Here is a 16,341-nt window from a genome sequence, read left to right as displayed (position 1 = left end):
CGTTGTGAAGGGGCAATTTTCGCTATTTTGCAATCGTCCCGTGGGGATAGATGATCATAAGGACGATAAGCGAAAGCATGAAGATGATCGCGAACGCGATGGTGATGCGGTCGAGGTTCTTCTCGACGATGCTCGTACCGGTTTGGGTGGAGTACACCGAGCTGGCGATCATGTCGGAGATGCCCGTGCCCTTGCCGGAGTGCAACAGGATGAACACGATGAGGCCGATGCCCGAAACGACGAGCAGGATGAGCGTGATGATGAGGAGCGGATTCAAGGTTCGTCTCTCTTCTTTCGATCAAAGGTATATCGGTACGCAAGTTTCTAAGTATAGCGAAAGGCTCCCGTCAGGGCAAGGGCGGCGCAGGCGTTCGCGTAGCGGGACGAGACGGAGCGGGACGCCAGCCCCGTCCCCCTCGCCTCATCCCCGCGAAAACGCCACCTACGCCAGCAGGCTCCTCCCCGTCATGGCGGCAGGGGCTTCGAGGCCGATGAGCTCGAGCAGCGTGGGCGCGATGTCGCAGAGCGCGCCGAGCCGACCGTCGAGCGTGCGCCCCGTTTCCGCGAAGTCGACGAGCGCGAACGGCACAGGCGCCGTGGTATGGGCCGTGAAGGGGCTGCCGTCCTCGGCGAGCATCTTGTCGGCGTTGCCGTGGTCGGCCGTGATGAGCGCCGTGCCTCCCTTGCGCTCGAGAGCGGCCAGCACCTGGGACACGCCCGCATCCACCGCCTCGATGGCGGCCACGGCGGCCGGGATGACGCCCGTATGCCCCACCATGTCGGGGTTCGCGAAGTTCACGATGTACACGTCGGCCTCGTCCGCGTCGATGGCCGCGGCCAGCGTGGCGGCCACGTCAGGCTCGCTCATCTCAGGTTTCAGGTCGTAGGTGGCAACCTTGGGGCTGGGGATGAGCGCGCGCTCCTCCCCCGCTTTCGGCTCCTCGCGCCCGCCGTTCAGAAAGAACGTCACGTGGGCGTACTTCTCGGTCTCGGCGATGTGGTACTGCGCAAGGCCCGCCTCGGCCAGCACGTCGGCCAGCACCTCCTCGGGGAACTCCTTGGGATAGGCCACCGGAGCGGGTATCTCGGGGTCGTACTCGGTCAGGCACACGAAGCTCACCTGCGGGCGCGCGCCGCGCTCGAAACCCGCGAAGGCAGGGTCCACCAGCGCGCGCGTGATCTCGCGGGCGCGGTCGGGGCGGAAGTTGAAGAACACGACCGCGTCGCCGTCGCGCACGCCGCGCCCGGTCAGCGCCGTGGGCACGACGAACTCGTCGGTGACGTCCACGGCGTAGGAAGCGGCCATGACCTCGGCGGCCGTCGCGTCCGCGCGCGGCTCGGCGGCCACAACGGCGCGCCACGCCTGCTCGACGCGCTCCCACCGGTTGTCGCGGTCCATGGCGTAGTAGCGTCCCGAGATGCTGCCGATTTCGGCCGTGCAGCCCTCATCCGTCAGCTCGGCGAGCACGCCTTCCAGCTCGTCCAGATAGCCCGCACCGCTCTTCGGCGGCACGTCTCGGCCGTCCATGAAGCAGTGCACCACGATATGCGATGCCCCGGCCTCCTTCGCAGCGCGCGCGAGCGCGTAGAGGTGCTCGTTGGAGGAATGGACGCCGCCGTCAGACACGAGCCCCATGAGGTGCAGCGCCGCCCCCGGCCGTGCGGCCGCCGCGAACGCCTCGTTCAGCACGGGGTTCGCCGCCAGCGAACCGTCGGCGCAGGCACGGTTGATGCGGGTGAGCTCCTGGAACACCACGCGCCCGGCGCCGATGTTGAGGTGTCCCACCTCGGAGTTGCCCATCTGCCCCGCGGGCAGGCCCACGGCCTCGCCCGATGCCTCGAGCTTGGTCCACGGACGGGTGGCGAACACCTCGTCGAGGCACGGCGTGCGCGCCTGAGAGATGGCGTTTCCCGGGCCCGGCTCGGCCAGGCCGAAGCCGTCCATGATGATAAGGCATGCGGGAAGGGTAAGGTTTTCGGCTGATGCCGCACGGGATTCTTCGACTGCGCTCACTTCGCTCGCTCCGCTCGGTATGACGGGAGGCGGCGCGGAGTGCGCGCCGCCGGGACAACAGGTTCTCAGATCCGCCGTCCGAAGCGAAGCTTCGACGAAGAACCTCCGTTGACGAGAAGGCCCTTCGACCCGCTTCGCTCGCCCGGGACGGCGACAGGGCTACAGGCAGGCGTTGATCAGCTGCACGAAAGACGCCGCCTTCAGGCTGGCGCCTCCGATGAGGCCGCCGTCGATGTTCGGCTGGGCCATGAGGCCCTCGACGTTGCCCGGGTTCATGGAGCCGCCGTACAGCACGCGCATCTCCTCGGCGACCTCCGCGCCGTACAGGTCGGCGAGCGTCGCGCGGATGGCGGCGCAGACGGCCTCGGCCTGCTCGGGCGTGGCCGTGCGCCCCGTGCCGATGGCCCAGATGGGCTCGTAGGCCACCACGCAGCGCTGCGCGTCGGCGGCGTCCACGCCGGCGAACGCGGCGCGCACCTGGGCGCACACGAACTCCTCGGTGGTGCCCTCGTCGCGCACGGCCAGCGACTCGCCCACGCACACGATGGCGTACAGGCCCGCCTCGACGAGCGCCTTCACCTTGCGGTTCACGTCCTCGTTCGTCTCGCCGAACAGCTCGCGGCGCTCGGAGTGGCCAACGATGCTGCCCGCGCAGCCGATCTCCTTGATCATGGGCACCGAGATCTCTCCGGTGTAGGCGCCGGAGGGCTCCCAGTACACGTTCTGGGCGTTCACGGCCACCTTCGTCTTGTCGAAGTCGAGCACGGTCTTGGCCGGCTTGAGGTCGACGTAGGGCGGGCAGATGACGATGTCGACGTCCTCGCCCCAGGTCTCCTTGTCGTACTGGTTGGAGATCTCCTGCGTCAGCACCACGGCCTCGGCGATGGTGTTGTTCATCTTCCAGTTGCCTGCCATCATGGGTTTGCGCGCCATGCGAACTTCCTTTCCATCGAAACGCCCCGGACGGGAACCGTCCCCGTCCGGGGCAATCGCCTGCTTGCTACTTCAACGCCTCGACGCCCGGGAGCGCCTCGCCCTGCACGAGCTCCATGGAGGCGCCGCCGCCGGTGGAGATGAACGTCATCTGCTCGGCCAGGTCGAACTTGTTCACGGCGGCCACGCTGTCGCCGCCGCCGATGATGGTGTCCGCATCCGCGTTGGCGGCCACGGCCTCGGCCACGGCCTTCGTGCCGGCCTCGAACGCCTTCATCTCGAACACGCCCATGGGGCCGTTCCAGAACACGGTCTTGGCCTGGGCCACCGCGTCGGCGTACAGCTTCGCCGTCTCGGGCCCGATGTCGAGGCCCATCATATCACCGGGAATCCCGTCGACCGAGACCGTGAGCGTTTCGGCATCTTCGGCGAAGCGGTCGGCGCACACGACGTCCACCGGCAGCAGCAGCTGCACGCCGCGTTCCTCCGCCTTCGCGATCATGGCCGCCGCGCGCTCCACCCAGTCCTCTTCCTTGAGCGAGGTGCCCACGGCCTTGCCCTGGGCCAAAAGGAACGTGAAGCACATGCCGCCGCCGATGATGAGCGTGTCGCACTTGTCCATGAGCGCGTCGATGACCTTGATCTTGTCCGACACCTTCGAGCCGCCGAGGATGGCGGTGAAGGGACGGCGCGGCTCCTCCAGCATGCCCGAGAGCGTGGCCACCTCGCGCTGCATGAGGTAGCCCGCGTACGCCGGCAAGAGCGCGGCGACGCCCGCCGTGGACGCATGGGCGCGGTGCGCGGTGCCGAACGCGTCGTTCACGTACGCCTCGCCGAGCGCGGCCAGTTCCTCGCAGAACGCGGGATCGTTCTTCTTCTCGCGCTTGTCGAAGCGCAGGTTCTCCACCACCAGCACGTCGCCGTCGCGCAGCGAGGCGGCTTTCGCGCGGGCGTCGTCGCCCACCGTGTCGGTGGCGAACACCACGGGCTTGCCCATAAGCTCGGAGAGCTTCTGGGCGGCGGGACGCAGCGTGAACGACTCCTCGAAGCCCTCGCCGGCCGGACGGCCGAGATGGCTCATGAGGATGACGCGCGCGCCGTCGTCGACGAGTTTCTGGATGGTGGGCAGCGCCGCGCGGATGCGCGTGTCGTCGGTGACGGCGCCGTCCTTCACCGGCACGTTGAAGTCGACGCGCACGAGCACGCGCTTGCCGCGCGCGTCCAGCTCGTCGATGGTTTTGATCTCGGCCATGGGGCCCTCCTGTCTAAACGAGAAACGAGCCTGCCAAGGCAGGCTCGTTTCGGGGAATGCTGTTAAAGAAGGATCTTCACCAAGTCCTTCACACGGTTCGAGTAGCCCCACTCGTTGTCGTACCAGGAGATGCACTTGACGAAGTTGCCCTCGCCGCCCAGCACCATGGTCAGCTTGCTGTCGAAAATGGAGGAGTGCGGGTTATCCACGATGTCGATGGAGACGATCGGATCCTCGGTGTACTCCAGGATGCCCTTGAGCGGGCCCTCGGCGGCGGCCTTCATCGCGGCGTTGATCTCATCGGCCGTGGCGTCCTTCTCAAGCTCCACGGTGAGGTCGACCATCGATCCGTCCGGCGTGGGAACGCGGGTGGCGAAGCCGTCCAGCTTGCCCTTGAGCTCGGGCAGCACCAGCGACACCGCGCGGGCGGCGCCCGTGGTGGTGGGGATCATCGACATGGCGGCCGCGCGGGCGCGACGCAGGTCCTTATGGGGAAGGTCGAGGATCTTCTGGTCGTTCGTGTAGGAGTGGATCGTGTTCATGTAGCCGCGCTTGATGCCGAAGTTGTCCATGAGCACCTTCGCGAAGGGGGCCAGGCAGTTCGTCGTGCACGAGGCGTTCGAGATGATGTTGTGCTTCTCGGGATCGTACTGGTCGTCGTTCACGCCCATGACGATGGTGATGTCCTCGTTCTTGGCCGGCGCGGAGATGACGACCTTCTTGGCGCCCGCGTCAAGGTGCGCCTTGGCCTTCGTGCCGTCGGTGAAGAAGCCGGTGGACTCGACGACGACGTCGACGCCCAGCTCGCCCCAGGGGAGGTTGGCGGGCTCGCGCTCGGAGAGCACCTTGACCGCATGGCCGTCGGCCACGAAGCCGTCCTCGGTGACCTCGACCGTGTCGAAGGCGCGCCCGTGGATGGAATCGTACTTGAGCAGGTGGGCCATCGTCGGAATGTCGCCGAGGTCGTTCACTGCCACAACCTCGATCTCGGGATCGTTCACCATCGCGCGGAACGCCAGGCGGCCGATGCGACCGAATCCGTTAATGCCTACTTTGATTGCCATGCGTATCCCCTTTCAGATACTCGCACTAAGAATTGCAGGAACGCCCCGATCATAGCGGTAGCCGCCCAGATGCTGCAAGCCTTATCTGGCAGCCGTATAAAAAAAGCAACCGAACAGGCCATTCACAGAAGTTTCACACCGCTCGCCGAGGGGCTCCGCACCCGGTGCGCGCCGTACAGCAGCGCGCTTCTCCCAGCATCGGCCAGTTCGCCCGATCCGTCCGTGTCGCACAGCCGACGGCTGCGGTAAGGTGCCCGTAGACGCACGTCCGACCGAAGGAGCAGCATGGAAGCAGTACCGCAGGAAACCGTGGAGAAGCTGATGGGCAACGTGCCGGCGCAAAAGGAGCTCGAGGGCATCCGCATCCTCGCCTCTTCGCCGGGCAGCGTGCGCTACGAGATCGACGTGCCGGACAACGTGCTGAACTACCACGGCTGCATCCACGGCGGCTTCGTGTCCACCATGCTGGAAATCGCCGCCGGCATGGCGACGTACGCCTACGGCGAGAGCAACGTGGCCGTCTCCTGCGCGACGAACTTCGTCCGCGCCGTACGCCCGCAGCGCCTCACCGTGAGCGCCGACACCTCGCACAAGGGCCGCAGCACGTCGGTGGCGCACTGCGCCATCGTCGACGAGCGCGGCAGGCTCGTGGCCGAGTCCACGTTCACGATGTTCTTCCTGGGGCCGCTCGAGAGCTAGCGCATCCTGCGCCGAGCGTCTCCGTCTTCCGGCTGAAGCCTCCTAGCCTTGCGCCTCCTTCGCCATCTGCTCGATGCGGCGGACGCGGTGGTACACGGCGGACTTCGACAAGGGCGGGTTCGCGCGCTCGCCCAGCTCCTTGAGCGTGGCGTCGGGGTAGGTCACGCGCAGCTTGATGAAGTCCTGCAGCGCCGGCGGCAGGTTCTCCATGCCGTGCGCCTCGAGCACCACGCGGATGGCGTACAGCTGGTCGACCGAGGCGTTCGCGGCCTTGGCCTGGTTCGCGATCTCGGCGTTCGTCATGCGGTTCACGTCGTTGCGCACGCTCTTGATGACGCGCGCGTTCTCCATGGCGAGCGCGCTCTGGTGCGCGCCGGCGAACGCGAGGAACTCCAGGATGGCGCTGCCGCTTTTAAGGTACACCATGTAGGAGCTGCGTCGCTGCATGACGCGCGCGCGGATGCCTTTGCGGTCGAGCAGGTCGACCAGGCCTCCGGCCAGGTCCTCGCTCTCCACGGTGATCTCGAAGTGGAAGTCGCCGCGCGGGTCGGACACGAAGCCGCTGCCTAGGAACGCGCCGCGCAGGTAGGCCGCCGTGCAGCACTGCTTCTCCACGAGGTCGGGCTTGAGGCCAAGCTCCAAGCCTCCATCGGGCGAGAGAACCCCCATGTCGACGAGAGCCGGCGCGAGGCGGGGCTGCGAAGGAGCCTCGATGAGGTAGTTCGGGGTCTTGTGCAGCACGCTGCGGCGCACCGTGAGGTTCGTCTCGAGATGGTACAGCTCGTGCAGCAGCTTGATGATGAGGCGCGCCACGGACGGCACGTCGGTTGCTATCTCGATGCGGTACTTTCCCTGGCCGCTGAAGAACAGCGTTCCTTCGATGCGCACGAGCGCGGCCAGCGTCGCCTTCTCGCAGTGCGAGCACGTGGGAGGGACGCGAGCCAGCTCGTCCTTTACCTCCGCCGTGAACGACATAGCTTCAACACCCCCGCAAACGCATCGCGCAAGGCAGCAGGATCGTGCCAGGTTGGATGAATGGGATCGACGAGGTTGCGCGCAATGACCACCGGCCCCTGCGCCTGGATGGCCTGCACGTCCTGGTAGCATACGCGCACGGGGCGGATGCGTCCGGACAGCACGAGATCGTCGAGGTCGGCAGTGGAGGCGTGCTCCGAGTCGGCACCCGTCACAGCGGTGAACACGCCCGTGGCCGGGCTGTCGGGGCGCAGCGAGACCGGGGTATGCACCAGCACGTAATCCAGCAGCCCGCGCGTGCCGTGGTCCATGAGCGCCTCCACGTGCTCGCGCGCGGTGAGACCCCAGGTCTCCCCCTGCATGTCGGCAAGCGAGCACACGAACAGCGTGGAACCCTTCGACGCGCGGATCGCATCCACCACGCCGGGCACGAGCAGGTTCGGGATGATGGACGTGAACAGCGAGCCCGGGCCCAGAACGATGAGGTCGGCCTCGCGGATAGCCTCGAGCGCCGGCTGGTAGGGCACCACCTCGTGCGCGGCGCGCAGGCTCACCCGCTCGAGCGCCGTGCGCGAATGGCAGGCCACGGCCTGCCCCTCGAGGGAGCGGCCGTCGCGCGTGCGAGCCGTGAGCGTCACGCGATCGAGCGTGGAGGGATACACGTGCCCCCGCGCATCCAGCAGCCGCTCGCAGATGGAGATGGCCTCGGGAAACGACCCGGCCGCATCCTCGAGCGCAGACAGCATGAGGTTGCCCAGCGTGTGGTTGCGAGCGAACGAGAAGCGGTACTTGAACGCCTTGGTCAAAGGGTCGTTCGGGTCCGCAGCCATTGCGGCGATGCACTTGCGCACGTCGCCCGGCGGCGTGACGTCGGCTTCCTCGCGCAGGATGCCGGTGGAGCCGCCGTCGTCGGCCATGGCGACGACGGCGCTCGTATCCAGTCCCATGGACAAAAGCGTGCGTATGGACACGGGCGCGCCGGTGCCGCCGCCGATGACGACGACGCGCAAGCGCTCGTCGCGCGCGACGACGGGCTGCGATTCGCGCAGTGCGGCGAACGCCGCCGTAGCCGAGGGGTCGTGGGAGAACGGACGGGCAACCATGGTCGCTCCCCTACCGGCCTGCAGCAGCGCCGGAGCGCGCCGAGGCGTCGGCGCCCTCGGCCAGCGACAGGTCGCGGTGCGCGATGCTCACGCGGTAGCCCTTCGCCTTGAGGTAGTCCGCCGTGGACTCGGCCAGCGCGACGCTGCGGTGCTGGCCGCCCGTGCATCCCACGGCGATGGCCAGCTGCTGTTTGCCCTCGGCCACGTAGCCGGGCATGACGCAATCCAGAAGCGCGCGCCACTTCTCCTGGAACTCTTCGGTCTCGGGGCGGTACAGCACGAAGTCGCTGACCGGCTTATCGAGGCCCGTGAGGCTGCGCAGCTGCGGTTCGTAGTAGGGGTTCGGCAGGAAGCGCACGTCCATGACCAGGTCGGCGTCAAGCGGCGCTCCGTGCTTGAAGCCGAACGAGTACACGGTGACGGACAGGCCCGCGCGCTCCTCGCCCGGCGCGAACAGCGCGCGGATGGTCGAGCGCAGCTGCGGCGGCAGCATGGACGTGGTGTCGATGACGTGATGGGCGTTCTCCCGCACCTCGAACAGAAGGTCGCGCTCGCGCTCGATGCCCTGCGCGATGGATGCGCCGTCGGCGCACAGCGGATGGCGGCGTCGGCTGGACTTGTAGCGCGCGACGAGCTTCTCGTCGGCGGCGTCCAAGAACAGGATGCGGTAGTCGATGCCCAGGCCCTTCAACTTCTTGAGCTCGCCGGCAAGGCTCGCGAAGAAGTCGCGGTTGCGCGCGTCGCACACCACGGCGAGGCGGCGCTTCTCGTCGGGCTGGCCGGGCATGCCGGTCAGCTCCAAAAGATTGCCGATCAGGCTGGACGGCAGGTTGTCCACGCAGAAGTAGCCGAGATCCTCGAACGAGTGCATGGCCTCGGTGCGCCCGGCGCCGCTCATGCCGGTGACGATGACCAGCTCGGGCATATGCTGCAGATCGACGGACTGGTCTGCCGTCTTGCCTGCGGTTTCTTCGCTCATAGCGCTATCCTTCCGTATCCGTGCGCGTGCGTTCGCCCTGCACGGCAGCCTCGACCGCCGCGTCCACCGCGGCGGATTCGACCGCCGCCGGGCCCTCGCCTGCGGGCGGGCAGACGGCCTCTCCGGCCTCGCCGCCCACCACGCGCTCGTCTTTCCGCTCCCTATTATACTGCTGCAGCACCCGGTACAGCTCCTCGGCCACCTCGACGGGGACGACGCGCGCCTCCTTGATCTCTTCGAGCGTGGCGCTCTTCAGGTTCTTGAACGACTTGAACGCCTTCAGCAGCGCCTTCTTGCGCACCGGCCCCATGCCCGTCACGTCGTCGAGGATGGAGGCCGTCATGCCCTTGCCGCGCAGCTCGCGGTGGAACGTGATGGCGAAGCGGTGCGCCTCGTCGCGGACCTGCTTCACGAGGTACAGCGACGCCGAGCCGCTGGGCAGCACCACCGGGCCCGTGTCCTGCCAGGGCACGAACAGCTCCTCGTCGCGCTTGGCCAGACCGCACATAGCGATGTCGTCGATGCCCATCCGCTCGAACATCTCGAGCGCCGCCGACAGCTGCGGCTTGCCGCCGTCGAGAATGATGAGGTCGGGCTTGCTGCCGAAGCGCTCGTCGGCCATGCGCTCGGGCGCGTAGCGGCGGCTCATGACCTCCTGCATGGACAGGAAGTCGTTCGCCTCGTCGAGCGGCGTCTTGATCTTGAAGCGGCGGTACTGGTTCTTGTCGGGCTTGCCGTTCGTGAACACCACCATCGAGGCCACCGTGTAGGAGCCGTGGATGGTGGAGATGTCGAAGCACTCGATGCGCATGGGCGGCTCGTCCAGGGCCAGTGCGCTCTCCAGCTGCAGAAGCGCGTTGTTGATGCGCTTGTCGTCGTAGTTCGTGCGCACCTTGTAGCGCATGAGCGTGTGCTTCGCGTTCGTCTCGGCCATGCCCACGAGCTCGGCCTTCTCGCCCTTCTGCGGCGCGGTGATGCGCACCTTCGCCCCGTAGGGGCTGGCCAGCTTTTCGGTGAGCCATGCCTCCATGGCAGCCTTGTCCTCGGGCTCGTCGCGCAGGATGACCTCGTGCGGGATGGACGTGGTGGCATCGTAGTAGCGCAGCAGGAACATGTGCAGGAGGTCGTCGTCGGGCACGTCCTTGCCGCGGTCGAGCACGAACTCGTTGGAGTTGATGATGCGCCCTTCGCGCACCATGAACACGTGCACCCCGGCCACCGTCTCCTCGCGGAACAGGCCCACGACGTCGGCGTCGAGGTTGCGCGTTGACACCGCATGCTGCTTGTCGGTGAGGCTGTTGATGGTGTCGATGCGCGCTTTGATGCGCGCGGCGCGCTCGAAGTCCAGCTCGGCCGCCGCCTCCTGCATCTCGGCCTGCAGCTCGTCGACGAACTCGCGGTGCTGGCCCGACAGGAAGCGCTCGATGCGCTTGACGTGGACGCGGTAGTCCTCGGGCGTGATGCCGCCGCAGCAGGCGCCGGGGCCCAGGCCCACGTGCGCGTCGAAGCACGGGCGGGCCTCGCGGTCGAGCAGCGCGAGCGGATCCTTGTCCAGGCGGCGCTTGAGCCCGCGCCAATCGGCGCATGACGTGGCGCACAGCGGCACGACGCGACGGGCGATGTCCACCATGTCGCGGGCGGCGCGGCTGTCGGTGTAGGGGCCGAAGTACTTCGTGTCGGGACGGTGCTTCTCACGCGTGTACTTGATGGCGGGGAACACGTCGCCCTTCGTGAGCGCGATGAACGGGTAGGACTTGTCGTCCTTGAAGTCGGCGTTGAAGAAGGGGGCGTGCTGGTTGATGAGGTTCTTCTCGAGCACGAGCGACTCGTGCTCGTTCTCCACCACGATGTAGTCGAAGCTGTCGATCTGGTCGACCAGCAGGGGAATCTTCGCCCGCTCGTCCTGGTAGTTCACGTACTGGCGCATGCGGGCGCGCAGCTGCTTGGCCTTGCCGACGTAGATGACCTGGCCGGACTTGTCCTTCCACAGGTACACGCCCGGCAGCGTGGGCACGCTGTCGAGCTCGCGCTTGATGCGCTCGAGCTTGGCAAGCTGGCCGGCGTCGGCAAGCGCGGCGTCGGCGTCGTGCTCGCGCGCGGCGCGGTTGAGCGCGGGACGGCGGCGGCCCTCGCGCTCGAGGCGCTCGTCGTCGCGCAGCGCGCCCGCGCCAAGCGAGGCGTCGCCCGTCAGGCGCTCGACGCCGCCCGCGTCGGCGTCGGCAGGACCGTCGAATGCATCGGATCCGTTGATGGTGTTGTTGAGATCGTCCATGCCGTCAGTATAGCAAACCGCACAAGCGTTCCCCTGGGGGCGTCACGCTCCACGCGGAATGCAAAAGGGGCGGCCGGCCTCTTCCCTGGACGAGTTTCGGCACGCCGACGCACGCCTACGGTTGCTGGCTCCGCTTCGCCGTCACGTACCGCTCGTATCGGGAGACTTGGTCGGGAGCTTCCATCGGGAAGATCGGCTGCGCCACGTACACGCGCGCCGTCGGCCACGCGGAGGGCGCGCCCTTGTCCACCGTCCGCGGAAAGCCCGGGTCGGGACCGTACGACGGCGTGGCGCACAGCACGTGCCAAAGCGGCTCCCCCGTGTCCTGGTCGCAGACGGAGGTGCAGAACCCGACGCCCTCCCCCGTCTCCTCGTCGAGGCGGTACGACTCGTCGTATCCGACCGCGACCGACGCGGCATAGGATGCAGGGAGCATGACCGTGTAGTACGGCGTTTCCACCGTCGTGTGCAGCGGCTCGTGCGGCGTTCCGCCCGCGCACCCGCCGAGCAGCATCGAGACCGCGGCCAGAGCCGCCCCGAGGATCGCGATCCGCTTCATGGCCCCTCCTTCGTCCGTCACAGTATAGCATGCGGCAACACACGAACTAATGTTTCACGTGAAACATCCGAGGGCACGGTGAGCGGTTGGCGCTACGACCTCCGGTTCGACGTGCGATAGAACGCCCGATCCGCAAGCACGGTTTTCAGCGAAGCTGGGCAATGCACGAAATCCAAGCATATGTCGATGGCCGACTTCGCAATGTTGGAAGCACTCAAACGCGTTGCCTCCTTGATCAGGCTCTTCGCCTCGACCTCCTCCTTGGAAGCCTGCAATAGCCCCTCCATCAGACGCGGCACCGCGTCAATGTAGCCTTGGCGTAACCCTTGGCACACGTCAATCGCAACGTAGTTGGTGAAGTCGAGCGATGAGTGCTTCCCTTTGCCGGTTTGCAGAATGAGGATCTCGGGCTCGCCACAATAGCGCCACTTCGTCCGTAATGAGAGCTGGTTTTGGAATTCCACGAAACAGCGATCGCTGTACCACCAGTCACATCCGTCAACCGTGCACACTTTTTTCGCATCGCCGTACGTCTCCGTGGCGCCGAGGCCATACCCGGCAGCGTAGATCGAACAGTGGCCGCGCGACGCGAAATGATAATAGTTGAAGTTCCCTATGAGCTGATCGGCGATGCCGTCGCTCGGCTTCACCAACAACACGACGATGGCTCGCCGGCCACGGCGACCCCGTTCGTTCGAATCGATGCTGTTGAGATCGCGCAGGGGAAACATAGGCATCCGCCTTGATTGCGTATGAGGGTTGTCATCACGCGACCAGTATAACCCTTTCGCTCAACATGTAGCGGAATACGCTGAGAAGCGATACGAACTAATGTTTCACGTGAAACATCCGCTTGAAACTTGTGCGAACCTAAGCCTCCGCCAGCTTGGCCTTGAACGAGATGGTGCGGGGCGTGTCCATGCCGTCGAACTTCACCTCGTAGGCGCGCTTCTCGGTGTCGACGGCCGACACGCGCCCCGCGCCGAACACCGCGTGCGCCACGCGGTCGCCCACCGAGAAGCGCGCGTCGCGCACGAGGTCGGCTATCCAGCGGTCGGCGAGCGCGTAGGCGGCGCGCGCGTCCTCCATCTGGGATTCGGAAGGCCTGTTCGAGAACTCGAGCGCGGCCGGGTCGATGTCGAGCAGGAAGCGCGAGGGGAAGCGCGGGGCGCCCTCGTGGCCGCGGCCCTCGGCCTCGGTCAGGTACAGGCCGTCGCGCGCACGGGTCATGGCCACGAACGCGAGGCGGCGCTCCTCCTCCATGCCCTGCGGCGTGCTCGTCTTGCGCGACGGCAGCACGCCCTCGCTCATCGAGCAGAGGAACACGTGCCGGAACTCGAGGCCCTTCGCGGCGTGGACGGTCATGAGCCGCACCTTGTCCTGCGCATCGTCCATCGCGTCGGCGTTCGAGAACAGGGCCACGTGGGCCAGGTAGTGCTCGAGGGTCACCTCTTCCCCGCACGTGGTTTCGAACTCGTAGACGGACTGCTTGAGCTCGGCCAGGTTGTCGAGCCGCTCCTGGCTTCCCTCGGTGCGCAGCGCGCGCTCGTAGCCGCTTTCCGAGAGCACGGCGGCGAGCACCTCCGATACCGGCCGGCCTTCGTACGACGAGTGGAAGCGCTCGACCAGGTCGAGCAGCTGGCGCGCCTTCGTGCGCTTGAACAGGTCGTCGTCCGCCGCGAGCGCAAGCGCCTCGTACAGGCTGCATCCGCGCTCGTCGGCCTGCTGCCGCAGAAACGCCATGCGGCGCTGTCCCAGGTTGCGCTTGGGCGCGTTCGCCACGCGCGCGAAGTCGAGGTCGTCGCGGAAGGCGACGAGCCTGAGGTATGCCAGCGCGTCCTTGATCTCGCGGCGGGCGAAGAACGGCACGCCGCTGTGCACCGCATGGGGCACCTCGGCGCGCAACAGCGCCTCCTCCACCGGCCGCGAAGCGTAGTGGGCGCGGTAGAGCACGGCCATGTCGCGGAACGCCACGCCCTCGCCGTGCAGGGCGAGGGCGCCCTGGGCGATCCACGCGGCCTCGTCGGCCGCGCTCTTCGCGTGATGCCACACGGTGGGCCCGTGAGCCGAACGCGCGGCGACGAGCCGCTTGGGCATGCGCTCGCGGTTCTTCTCGATCAGCGAGTTCGCGACGGCCACCACGCGCGGCGCCGACCGGTAGTTCTCCAGCATCATGACCGTGTGCGTTCCGGGAAAGCGCTTGTCGAAGTCCAGCAGGTAGCGCACGTCCGCGCCGCGCCACGTGTAGATGGTCTGGTCGGGGTCGCCCACCACGAACAAGTTCTTGTGGTAGCCGGCCAGCACCTCCATGAGCTCGTGCTGCAGGCCGTCGATGTCCTGGAACTCGTCGACCATGACGTACTCGAGCCGCCTCTGCCACTTCGACCGGATGTCGGGGTTCTGCTCGAAGAGGTACAGCACGAACACGATGAGGTCGTTGTAGTCCAAGCCGAAGCACTTCTTCTCCTGGTAGAGGTACCCGTAGAAGACGATGTCCTTGGCGGCGGTCGCGTCGAGGTACTTCTGCCGCAGGTCCTCGAGCGGCATGGCCAGCATGTCGCGATAGTAGCCGGGGCGCTCCTTCAGCTTCACGATCTCGATCATGTCGCGGGCCTTCGAGAACGTCATGTCGCGCAGCGTGAGCCCGCGCTCCTCGTAGACGACCTGGAGCATGGCGTCGATGTCGGCGTTGTCCAGCACGAGGAAGCTCTTCGGGTACTGCAGCGCGTGGCCGTCCTCTTGCAGCACCGACACGCAGAAACCGTGGAAGGTGTTGACGTAGCCGGTGTCGTTGTCGCCCGTCAGCCGCCGGATGCGCCGCCGCATCTCGCCAGCCGCCTTGTTCGTGAACGTGGCGCACAGGATGTTGCCCGGCATGATGCCCAGCTCGTTCACGAGATAGGCGAACCGCTCGGTAAGCGCCCGCGTCTTGCCGGTGCCCGCGCCTGCGATCACGCGCACGTACCCCTCCGTCGTCGTGACGGCCTCGCGTTGCGCCGCGTTCAAGCGCGGAGGGGCGCCCGCGTCGTCGGGTTGGGCGCTCGCCGCTGTTTCGATCATCTGTTCCATAGGGACAGTATACCAGAAACCGCACGGATGTTCCCTATACTTTCAGAAAAGCGAGCCCCCCAGAACACCCTGTTCGCTCGGATTGGATCATTACGCGCAAAACGAGGTCGCGAGGTCGAGGACGGCGGGATAGAACGGCGTTCGGGCGGCCTCGCGAGCGCGCTCGGAAAGATGCCCGACCCACCTGCCCACATGGTTTCGGATGAACGAAGCCTGCGCTTCCTGTAATTCCATCGCCAGAGCCGCATCCCCCCTCGACCACGCATGCGCCTCGTCGCTGGAAACGAGATACAGAAATTCCAGTTCAAGCGCTATATGATCAGGAAGCTCGGACAGTTCCTCGGAAACGGCGAAGCCGCGCTGCCCGTAAGCGCGCAAAACGGCGCGCTCCTCTTCGCCACGCAGCCTCCCACCACCCGACACGCGGGCTTCGCTCGCGTAATAGCTTTCGTAGGGCGGAGCCGGCAATGCGGCAGGTCCCACGAACAGGCGGTTGTATTCGACTTCCAATCGAAGCCTCAACGTCCCGGGCTCATCCGAAGAACACGCCCGCTCGAACGACGTAAGCTCCTCGAGCGCTTGGGCGACCCGCGGATCCGACGAGGAACGCAGCATGCCGAACCGTCTCGTCAGCGACCCGGCGATGATTTCCGCAGCGAGCCCCGCGTCGGGCCTCCTCATGCAACGGGCCGCCGTATCGAAGAGCCCGGCTTGCGCCGACGCGAACCGCATCTCCTCTTCGTCGCACATCATCCACCTCCTCTTCCTTTCGAAACCGCAACCGCGCGCCGCCTGGGAGGGATGGCGACGGCGCGCGATGCGGACGCGACGGTGCCTCACGCCATGGAATTCCAATAATACGCCTGCGGCCCCGTGCCCTTCTCCTCCAATAGACGCCGGGTTTCGCGCTCGGCGACGATCTTCGCGATAGGGGAATCGGGATCGTCGAGGTCGCCCACGGTCAACGCACGCCCGGGACACGCGATTTGGCACAAGGTCGTGCCCAACCCGGCATCAAGCCGATGAGCGCACAGCGTGCACTTGTCGACCTTCTTCGCCTCAGCGTCCACCTGGCGAGCTCCGTACGGGCATGCCTCCACGCACAAGCCGCAGCCGATGCAGTTCTCTTCGTCGACCACCACGATGCCGTCCTCCCGCTTGTACGTGGCGCCCTTCTGAGGGCAGGCATCCACGCAAGGCGGGTTGTCGCAGTGCTGGCACGGCACCGGCGTCCATGTCATCGTGAGGACAGGGTACTCCCCTGCGGGAATATCGTAGACAAGCTGCTCCTCGTCATTCAGGACCCGCATGCGCAGCAGGCCGTCCGCTACGTGGTTTTCCATCTTGCAGCCGATCGAGCACGTGCGACACCCGATGCATCGATGCAGGTTGATAGCGAATCCATACTTCGTCATGATCGCA

The 16,341-nt window shown here is 66.5% G+C and carries 15 protein-coding genes; 1 reads left to right on the top strand and 14 read right to left on the bottom strand.

The genetic code is table 11. From position 1 onward, the window contains the following. Positions 1–22: 22 nt before the first annotated feature. From secG to gap, 5 genes are all read right to left on the bottom strand, one after another. Positions 23–277, bottom strand: a complete 255-nt coding sequence (gene secG / locus GT590_RS09125) for a preprotein translocase subunit SecG (RefSeq protein ID WP_009307174.1) — start codon at positions 275–277, stop codon at positions 23–25. 165 nt (positions 278–442) lie between these two features. Next, positions 443–2,014 (bottom strand): 2,3-bisphosphoglycerate-independent phosphoglycerate mutase, encoded by a 1,572-nt coding sequence (gpmI, locus tag GT590_RS09120; RefSeq protein WP_114557057.1) that lies wholly within the window; start codon positions 2,012–2,014, stop codon positions 443–445. A 159-nt stretch (positions 2,015–2,173) separates the two neighbouring features. After that, complete coding sequence (gene tpiA, locus GT590_RS09115; RefSeq protein WP_009307176.1) at positions 2,174–2,947, bottom strand: triose-phosphate isomerase; 774 nt, start codon at positions 2,945–2,947, stop codon at positions 2,174–2,176. Positions 2,948–3,014: 67 nt separating this feature from the next. After that, entirely contained in the window at positions 3,015–4,199 is a 1,185-nt protein-coding gene (gene pgk / locus GT590_RS09110; RefSeq protein ID WP_015760785.1) for a phosphoglycerate kinase, read from the bottom strand. Between the two features lie 62 nt (positions 4,200–4,261). After that, a complete protein-coding gene (gap, locus tag GT590_RS09105; protein WP_009307178.1) occupies positions 4,262–5,263 on the bottom strand; it encodes a type I glyceraldehyde-3-phosphate dehydrogenase in 1,002 nt (333 codons plus the stop codon). Positions 5,264–5,548: 285 nt separating this feature from the next. On the opposite strand from gap, the gene GT590_RS09100 reads away from it, so the two are divergent. Beyond that, positions 5,549–5,962 carry a PaaI family thioesterase gene (locus GT590_RS09100; protein ID WP_009307179.1) on the top strand — a complete coding sequence of 138 codons (414 nt, stop codon included), beginning with the start codon at positions 5,549–5,551 and terminating at the stop codon, positions 5,960–5,962. A 42-nt stretch (positions 5,963–6,004) separates the two neighbouring features. Here the strand turns inward: GT590_RS09100 and whiA are convergent, their stop codons facing one another. The 9 genes from whiA to GT590_RS09055 form a co-directional block, all read right to left on the bottom strand. Further along, positions 6,005–6,937, bottom strand: coding sequence for a DNA-binding protein WhiA (gene whiA, locus GT590_RS09095; RefSeq protein ID WP_009307180.1), 933 nt, complete (start codon positions 6,935–6,937; stop codon positions 6,005–6,007). Beyond that, positions 6,916–8,040, bottom strand: a complete 1,125-nt coding sequence (gene yvcK, locus GT590_RS09090) for a gluconeogenesis factor YvcK family protein (RefSeq protein WP_015760786.1) — start codon at positions 8,038–8,040, stop codon at positions 6,916–6,918. Before yvcK ends, whiA begins: the two co-directional genes overlap by 22 nt. Positions 8,041–8,050: 10 nt before the next feature. Beyond that, positions 8,051–9,019 (bottom strand): RNase adapter RapZ, encoded by a 969-nt coding sequence (gene rapZ, locus GT590_RS09085; RefSeq protein ID WP_009307182.1) that lies wholly within the window; start codon positions 9,017–9,019, stop codon positions 8,051–8,053. 4 nt (positions 9,020–9,023) lie between these two features. Then, complete coding sequence (gene uvrC / locus GT590_RS09080) at positions 9,024–11,291, bottom strand: excinuclease ABC subunit UvrC (protein ID WP_161171050.1); 2,268 nt, start codon at positions 11,289–11,291, stop codon at positions 9,024–9,026. Positions 11,292–11,406: 115 nt separating this feature from the next. Next, positions 11,407–11,850: a hypothetical protein gene (locus GT590_RS09075; RefSeq protein WP_161171049.1), complete on the bottom strand. Its 444-nt coding sequence runs from the start codon at positions 11,848–11,850 to the stop codon at positions 11,407–11,409. Between the two features lie 92 nt (positions 11,851–11,942). Next, entirely contained in the window at positions 11,943–12,581 is a 639-nt protein-coding gene (locus tag GT590_RS09070) for a hypothetical protein (protein WP_161171048.1), read from the bottom strand. Positions 12,582–12,720: 139 nt separating this feature from the next. Next, on the bottom strand, positions 12,721–14,910 hold the full coding sequence (locus GT590_RS09065) for an ATP-dependent helicase (RefSeq protein WP_161171047.1): 2,190 nt from the start codon (positions 14,908–14,910) through the stop codon (positions 12,721–12,723). A gap of 99 nt (positions 14,911–15,009) precedes the next feature. Beyond that, positions 15,010–15,672, bottom strand: coding sequence for a molecular chaperone (locus tag GT590_RS09060; protein WP_161171046.1), 663 nt, complete (start codon positions 15,670–15,672; stop codon positions 15,010–15,012). A gap of 83 nt (positions 15,673–15,755) precedes the next feature. Then, complete coding sequence (locus GT590_RS09055) at positions 15,756–16,334, bottom strand: 4Fe-4S dicluster domain-containing protein (protein WP_192925326.1); 579 nt, start codon at positions 16,332–16,334, stop codon at positions 15,756–15,758. Between the last annotated feature and the right edge of the window lie 7 nt (positions 16,335–16,341).

The sequence above is a fragment of the Eggerthella sp. BIOML-A1 genome (genome assembly GCF_009875595.1).
Taxonomy (GTDB): domain Bacteria; phylum Actinomycetota; class Coriobacteriia; order Coriobacteriales; family Eggerthellaceae; genus Eggerthella; species Eggerthella lenta.
This window is presented reverse-complemented; position numbering and strand designations above follow the sequence as displayed.

Coding starts and splice junctions, on each gene's coding strand:
- tpiA (WP_009307176.1), bottom strand. CDS start 2,947: ATGGCGCGCAAACCCATGATGGCAGGCAACTGGAAGATGAACAACACC.
- pgk (WP_015760785.1), bottom strand. CDS start 4,199: ATGGCCGAGATCAAAACCATCGACGAGCTGGACGCGCGCGGCAAGCGC.
- gap (WP_009307178.1), bottom strand. CDS start 5,263: ATGGCAATCAAAGTAGGCATTAACGGATTCGGTCGCATCGGCCGCCTG.
- GT590_RS09100 (WP_009307179.1), top strand. CDS start 5,549: ATGGAAGCAGTACCGCAGGAAACCGTGGAGAAGCTGATGGGCAACGTG.
- whiA (WP_009307180.1), bottom strand. CDS start 6,937: ATGTCGTTCACGGCGGAGGTAAAGGACGAGCTGGCTCGCGTCCCTCCC.
- yvcK (WP_015760786.1), bottom strand. CDS start 8,040: ATGGTTGCCCGTCCGTTCTCCCACGACCCCTCGGCTACGGCGGCGTTC.
- rapZ (WP_009307182.1), bottom strand. CDS start 9,019: ATGAGCGAAGAAACCGCAGGCAAGACGGCAGACCAGTCCGTCGATCTG.
- uvrC (WP_161171050.1), bottom strand. CDS start 11,291: ATGGACGATCTCAACAACACCATCAACGGATCCGATGCATTCGACGGT.
- GT590_RS09075 (WP_161171049.1), bottom strand. CDS start 11,850: ATGAAGCGGATCGCGATCCTCGGGGCGGCTCTGGCCGCGGTCTCGATG.
- GT590_RS09070 (WP_161171048.1), bottom strand. CDS start 12,581: ATGTTTCCCCTGCGCGATCTCAACAGCATCGATTCGAACGAACGGGGT.
- GT590_RS09065 (WP_161171047.1), bottom strand. CDS start 14,910: ATGATCGAAACAGCGGCGAGCGCCCAACCCGACGACGCGGGCGCCCCT.
- GT590_RS09060 (WP_161171046.1), bottom strand. CDS start 15,672: ATGATGTGCGACGAAGAGGAGATGCGGTTCGCGTCGGCGCAAGCCGGG.
- GT590_RS09055 (WP_192925326.1), bottom strand. CDS start 16,334: ATGACGAAGTATGGATTCGCTATCAACCTGCATCGATGCATCGGGTGT.